8 protein-coding genes are annotated in these 5,726 nt (G+C 60.2%); 2 read left to right on the top strand and 6 right to left on the bottom strand.

The window, feature by feature from the left end; all coding sequences use genetic code 11:
* The 3 genes from Q8K05_RS16660 to Q8K05_RS16650 all read right to left on the bottom strand — a co-directional run.
* On the bottom strand, positions 1 to 716 hold a 716-nt coding region (locus Q8K05_RS16660; protein WP_305247731.1), incomplete at its 3' end, for a MotA/TolQ/ExbB proton channel family protein.
* A gap of 7 nt (positions 717 to 723) precedes the next feature.
* A complete protein-coding gene (gene dapB, locus Q8K05_RS16655; protein ID WP_305247732.1) occupies positions 724 to 1,539 on the bottom strand; it encodes a 4-hydroxy-tetrahydrodipicolinate reductase in 816 nt (271 codons plus the stop codon).
* 11 nt (positions 1,540 to 1,550) lie between these two features.
* Positions 1,551 to 2,081, bottom strand: coding sequence for an outer membrane protein assembly factor BamE (locus Q8K05_RS16650; RefSeq protein ID WP_370868886.1), 531 nt, complete (start codon positions 2,079 to 2,081; stop codon positions 1,551 to 1,553).
* A gap of 158 nt (positions 2,082 to 2,239) precedes the next feature.
* Here Q8K05_RS16650 and fur point away from each other — a divergent pair, with 158 nt between their 5' ends.
* Positions 2,240 to 2,701 carry a ferric iron uptake transcriptional regulator gene (gene fur / locus Q8K05_RS16645; RefSeq protein ID WP_305247729.1) on the top strand — a complete coding sequence of 154 codons (462 nt, stop codon included), beginning with the start codon at positions 2,240 to 2,242 and terminating at the stop codon, positions 2,699 to 2,701.
* Positions 2,702 to 2,795: 94 nt separating this feature from the next.
* On the opposite strand, the gene hprK is transcribed toward fur, so the two are convergent.
* From hprK to hpf, 3 genes are all read right to left on the bottom strand, one after another.
* Complete coding sequence (gene hprK, locus Q8K05_RS16640; protein ID WP_305247728.1) at positions 2,796 to 3,746, bottom strand: HPr(Ser) kinase/phosphatase; 951 nt, start codon at positions 3,744 to 3,746, stop codon at positions 2,796 to 2,798.
* A gap of 13 nt (positions 3,747 to 3,759) precedes the next feature.
* The gene (locus tag Q8K05_RS16635) at positions 3,760 to 4,242 is read right to left on the bottom strand and encodes a PTS sugar transporter subunit IIA (protein ID WP_305247727.1); all 483 of its coding nucleotides are present in this window, start codon (positions 4,240 to 4,242) and stop codon (positions 3,760 to 3,762) included.
* 200 nt (positions 4,243 to 4,442) lie between these two features.
* Positions 4,443 to 4,772 (bottom strand): ribosome hibernation-promoting factor, HPF/YfiA family, encoded by a 330-nt coding sequence (gene hpf / locus Q8K05_RS16630; RefSeq protein WP_305247726.1) that lies wholly within the window; start codon positions 4,770 to 4,772, stop codon positions 4,443 to 4,445.
* Between the two features lie 481 nt (positions 4,773 to 5,253).
* Between hpf and Q8K05_RS16625 the strand changes: the two genes are divergently transcribed.
* Positions 5,254 to 5,726: CorA family divalent cation transporter (locus Q8K05_RS16625; RefSeq protein WP_305247725.1), on the top strand; the 473-nt coding region annotated here is incomplete at its 3' end.

The following is a 5,726-nucleotide window of genomic DNA, read 5'->3' as shown; positions in this document are numbered from 1 at the left end:
CTGCCCCCCGGGGGGGCTGAACTTGCTTGGGGCGGCCCGGCGCTGCGTTCGCTTGCCCTCACACTTGTCGCGTCACGTTCTGTGGCGGTCAACAACTCGCGCAAATCGCGCGCAAACCCTTCAAGGTCAGCCTCGATCCGGCCAATCATGCGGCCAAACACGTTGTAGGCCAGCACGGCAGGAATGGCGACCGCAAGGCCAGCGGCCGTCATGATGAGCGCCTCGCCGACGGGGCCCGAGACCTTGTCAATCGTGACTTGACCCGCAGCCGCCATGCCGGTCAGCGCATGGTAAATGCCCCACACCGTTCCCAGCAGACCCACAAAAGGCGCGGTGGAGCCGACCGTGGCCAGCAGCACCTGGCCAAACTGCAGCTTGTTCAAAACGGCATGCAGGGCATCGCGCAGCACACGGGTGAGTTGCTGCGCCTTGTCGCCGGCCGTTGCCAGGGTGCCTTGGGTCTTGATGATGGTAGCCGCTATGAGCGGCAGCACCAGCGCCTCGCGGTCAAACGCGGCAACCTTTTCGGTGGCGTCATCGACCGACGCGGACTGCCAGAAAACGGCGGTGCTGCGCGCCACATCGCCCACGGCGCGGTGCAGCAGCCAGGCTTTCCAGAGAATCACGACCCAGCTGGCCACCGACATCGCCAGCAGCAGCATCGCGACCAACTGGCTGATGAGGCCGCCTTGCGTGATGAGGGCCAGCAGACTCATGCCTGCGTCACTTCAGATTAAGCACATCAAACATGTCAAACAAACCGCGCGCCTGGTTGTCCAGAAAGCGGGCGGCGCGCAGGCTGCCCTGGGCGTAGGTGGCGCGGCTGGAGGACTTGTGGCTGATCTCGATGCGCTCGCCGATGCCGGCAAACAGCACAGTGTGGTCACCCACGATGTCGCCGCCGCGTATGGTGGCAAAACCGATGCTGGAAGGGTCGCGCTCGCCGGTCACGCCTTCACGCGCATAAACGGCGCAATCCTTGAGGTCGCGGCCCAGTGCGCTGGCAATGACTTCGCCCATCTTGAGCGCGGTGCCCGAGGGCGCATCGACCTTGTGACGGTGGTGCGCCTCGATGATTTCAATGTCGTAGCCGGTGGACAGCGCCTTGGCCGCCATCTCCAGCAGCTTGAGCGTGACATTGACGCCGACGCTCATGTTGGGCGCCATGACGATGGCAATGTCCTGGGCGGCAGCGGCAATTTCAGCCTTCTGTTCGTCAGAAAACCCGGTGGTGCCGATGACCAGCTTGACGCCCAGTTCGCGGCAGACCGCCAGATGGGCCATCGTGCCTTCGGGCCGGGTAAAGTCAATCAGCACGCCGGAGTCTTTGAGGCCCTGGCGAATGTCCGAGCGAATCAGCACCCCGCTGGCGCGGCCGGAAAACGCGGCGGCGTCCAGGCCCATCGCCGGGCTGGACGCCACATCGAGCGCGCCCGTCAGCTGGCAATCGGTGCTGGCGCTCACGGCCTCAATCAGCATCTGGCCCATGCGGCCACTGGCACCGGCGACCGCGATCCGGTGAGGGCGCGCCTGCATCATGGAGAGCGCGCTCACTGCTTCGGGCTCTCGAGTGGCGGGTAGACCGTGGTCTGCGGACCGGCCGGCAGGCTGGTCGCTGCCTCACTGGGCGCCGGTTTCGCAGCAGCCGACTTTTCGGCGGCCTTGAGCTGCTCTTCGGTGGCCTGCAGAACGGGCACTTTGCCCATCTTGCGCTTGGAGTCCAGCCTGGAAATGAACTCGGCTTCGCTGGGCATGGTGTCGCCTTCAAAGCGCTCCAGCTGGTCGCCCTTGAAGAACACCGCGTACTTGAAGGACTGGGGCTCCACGCCTTGCCGCTTCAGGGTAAAAACATAATCCCACCGGTCCGTGTGAAACAGGCTGGCCAGCAGGGGCGTGCCCAGGACGGCCTTGACCTGATCGCGGCTCATGCCGGGCCGCAATTGCCCGACCTGCTCGCTGGAAATGAAGTTTCCCTGGATCACGTCCACCTTGTAGGGGGTGATCCAGTTGACCGGGTTGATGGCGCTGCCGCTCATGCCACTGCTCGTGCTGCTGCAGGACGCCAGAACCGCACAGGCCATGGCGATGAAAGCTGTTCGGACGCCGTGATATTGATTTACAGACAGGGCTGACATGGTAGGAGGTGTAGCGATATGATGGATCATTGTAGCGGTAGGGTGCCTCTTGGCCCGGGCCGAGCCGCACGGTGCCGCTCCCCGCTTTTCCCAGAGAGATTTCCATGAGTAACATTGACGAGTTGAAAAACACCGGCCTCAAGGCAACCCTGCCGCGCCTCAAAATTCTTGAGATTTTCCAGGCAGGCAAACAGCGCCACATGACGGCAGAAGACGTTTTCCGGGTACTGCTGGAGGACCGCTCGGACATTGGCCTGGCCACGGTTTATCGGGTGTTGGCCCAGTTCGAACAAGCGGGCCTGCTGAACCGCAGCAATTTCGAGTCAGGCAAGGCGGTTTACGAGATCAATGAAGGCCAGCACCACGACCACCTGGTCTGTCTGGACTGCGGCAAGGTCGAGGAGTTTTACGACGCCGAGATTGAAAAGCGCCAGCATGCGGTGGCCAAGGCCAAGGGCTTTGCCATTGCCGACCATTCCTTGTCGATCTATGCCAATTGCACCAAAGACAATTGCCCCTACCGCGGTGCAGCGTCTGCGCGCATCACCCCTGAGCAGTTTAGATAAAAATCAACACCAGCCCAATAACCACGGGCACAAAAAGCTATTTATTTGATAGCAAATTCCTGGCGATCAGCCACCGGACACGAACACCCCAGGCTCAGTCGTCCTGCTCCATCGCCTTGCGGTGGCGCTCCACAAAATCCTGATAGGTATTGATGCCGCGCAGCTGCAAAATGGCGTTGCGCACCGCCGCTTCGACCAGCACGGCGATGTTGCGGCCGGCTTCCACCTGGATGATGACCTTGCGCACGGGAATGCCCAGCACGTCCTGCGTCAAGGGCTCGTAGGGTATGCGCTCGTAGTGGCGCTCCAGCGTTTCGCGGCGCACCAGGTGCACGATGAGCTTGAGCCGCATCTTGCGGCGAACTGCCGTCTCGCCAAAAATGGCCTTGATATCGAGCAGGCCAATCCCGCGCACTTCGAGCAGGTTTTGCAGCAACTCCGGGCAACGCCCTTCAATCGTGGTCTGGTTGATGCGGTCCAGGTCCACCGCATCGTCAGCCACCAGGCCGTGCCCGCGCGAAATCAGCTCCAGCCCCAGTTCACTTTTACCGAGCCCCGACTCGCCGGTGATCATGACCCCCATGCCCAAAATGTCCATGAACACGCCATGCATGGAAGTGCGGTCGGCAAAATGTTTGGACAGATAGGCCCGCAGCACGTCAATCACGAAGGCGGCCGACTCCGGCGTGGAAAACATGGGCAACTGCGCACGTTCACACATCGACAGCAGCGTGTCGGGGGCGGCCTGGCCGTCCGCCACGACCAGCACCGGCGGCTCCAGCGTGATGATGCGCGCGGTGCGCCGGGCGCAATCCTCGGGGCCGGCATTGGTGAGGTAAGCGACTTCCCGCTCGCCCAGAATCTGCACGCGGTAAGGATGGATGTAGTTGAGGTAACCCACCAGATCGGCCCCCGAGCGCGCTGCACGCACGGCCACTTCGTCGAAGCGCCGTTCAGAGGCGCCCAGACCCGCCACCCACTCCCATTTCAGGGAGGCACGGTGGTCTTCAAATAAAACGTCAGCGCTGACAACAGTGGGCTTCATGCCGGGCTGTTACTCACGCCCCGGAGGAACTGGTTTCGTGGGCAGATTGCCAGGAGGCAATCAGGTGGTGCAGCGCCGCGGCGTCGGCACTGGCTTTGAGCTGCTCGCGCAACGCGCTGTCACTGAGCAGCTCGGCAATTTCGGACAGGATTTCGAGGTGTTTCTGGGTGGCCGCTTCGGGCACCAGAAGAAAAATAAGCAAGGCCACAGCCTGCTCATCCGGCGCATCGAAACCGATAGGCGCCTGCAGCAGGAAAACTGCGGCCATCGGCGCCTTCAGGCCCTTGATGCGGCCATGCGGAATCGCCACCCCATGACCCAGACCGGTCGACCCGAGGCGCTCGCGCGCAAACAGGCTGTCGGTGATCAGGGCGCGATTCATCCCGTGCTGATTCTCAAACAACAGGCCGGCTTCTTCAAAAGCGCGCTTTTTACTGGTCGCTTCAACACGAACCAGTACTTGGGAGGGGGGCAAAATTTGCGAAAGACGGTTCATAACAATCTTTTAATCGGCGAATTATGCACTTCGCGGAAGGGTTGCAAAAAAACGGGCAGAAAAAAGCCGCTTGAAAGCTCAAGCGGCAGGAAAGAATGCCGATTAAATCACGGTTCAAGCACGCTTGCGAAAGTGTGGCTGCCTTGCGGCAGCCACAAGCAGAGCCCGCGGCGGGAAACTGCCGCAGGCGTGAAAAATACCTAGACTTGCCGCTTGGGGGCAACGTGGTGGTGATCTTGGGTTTTGGTTTTGTAACGCCCTACCTGGCGGTCCAGCTTATCGGTCAATTCATCGACTGCGGCATAAAGATCGGCGTGTGAACTTTCAGCAAACAGATCGCGCCCCTTGACACGAACATTGCATTCGGCCCGCTGGCGTCTTTCCTTTTCCTTCATGTTGTCCACTGTCAACAGGACTTTCACATCCACTACCTGGTCAAAATGCCGGGTAATCCGATCCAGCTTGCTCGTCACATAACCGCGCAATGCGGGGGTAACTTCAAGATGGTGACCGCTGATCGTCAAGTTCATAAAGAAACTCCTTTTCCAAAATTGGAACTGGGTTGAAAACACCGCTTTGCCAGTGACGGCGGGGCGGCAGACGGGGACGCTTTCTTAAATCTACTATGCGCCCGGAGCCCTGCAATTGCAACCTCGGAGCGCCAAAAATAATGAAACCTTCTGAAAAAAATCTTGACCTGCACGCCCCACAATGCAAGGCCAAAGTGGCTGGAACCGACAAAGCCTGACGGTCGTCCCAAGGCAAAGCTGAGCGCGGTGCCCGTGCCGAGAGGATGCGGTAGATAAATCCACTATGCAATGCCATAATCCCGGCTTATTTGCTACGGAGTGATCCTTGGAAAGCCGCCCCAGTCGCTAGCTTTCAACGCCACAGACTGACGCCAGATGACGTTAAAGGGGGGTTGAAAGCGATGCCGCCATCCACAGCCCCTTCTCGCACAAGGCCAGCCAGGGCCTTGTGTCAGCCCTTGAATTGATAGGCGCTTTAGTCATGCTCAATATTTTTACGCTCGCCAACGGCAGGCTGTTCCAGGAAGAAATCGAATCCCTGGAGGAACTCTCCAAATTCCAGCCTATCTGGGTGGACCTGGAATCTCCCACGCTTGAAGAAAAGCGCTGGATCAAGCAGTACTACGGGCTGTCGATTCCTGAAGACGTGATGGATGAGGACATCGAGGAATCGGCCCGCTTTTACGAAGAAGACAACGGCGAGCTGCACATCCGGTCCGACTTCCTGATTGCCGACGAGGACGAGCCGCGCACGGTGCGCGTGGCCTTCATCCTGAACCTGGTGAACGACGACCTGAAGAGCAAAGGCGTGCTGTTTTCGATTCACGATGAAGATGTGCCGGTGTTCAGGCTGCTGCGCATGCGGGCCCGGCGCGCGCCCGGGCTGATTGAAGATGCCAAGGAAGTGCTGCTCAAGCTGTTTGACGCCGACGCCGAATACTCGGCCGACACGCT

The organism is Polaromonas sp., from assembly GCF_030682935.1.
Taxonomy (GTDB): domain Bacteria; phylum Pseudomonadota; class Gammaproteobacteria; order Burkholderiales; family Burkholderiaceae_C; genus Polaromonas.
The sequence above is the reverse complement of the archived record's forward strand: the minus strand, read 5'-3'. Positions and strand labels throughout refer to the sequence as shown.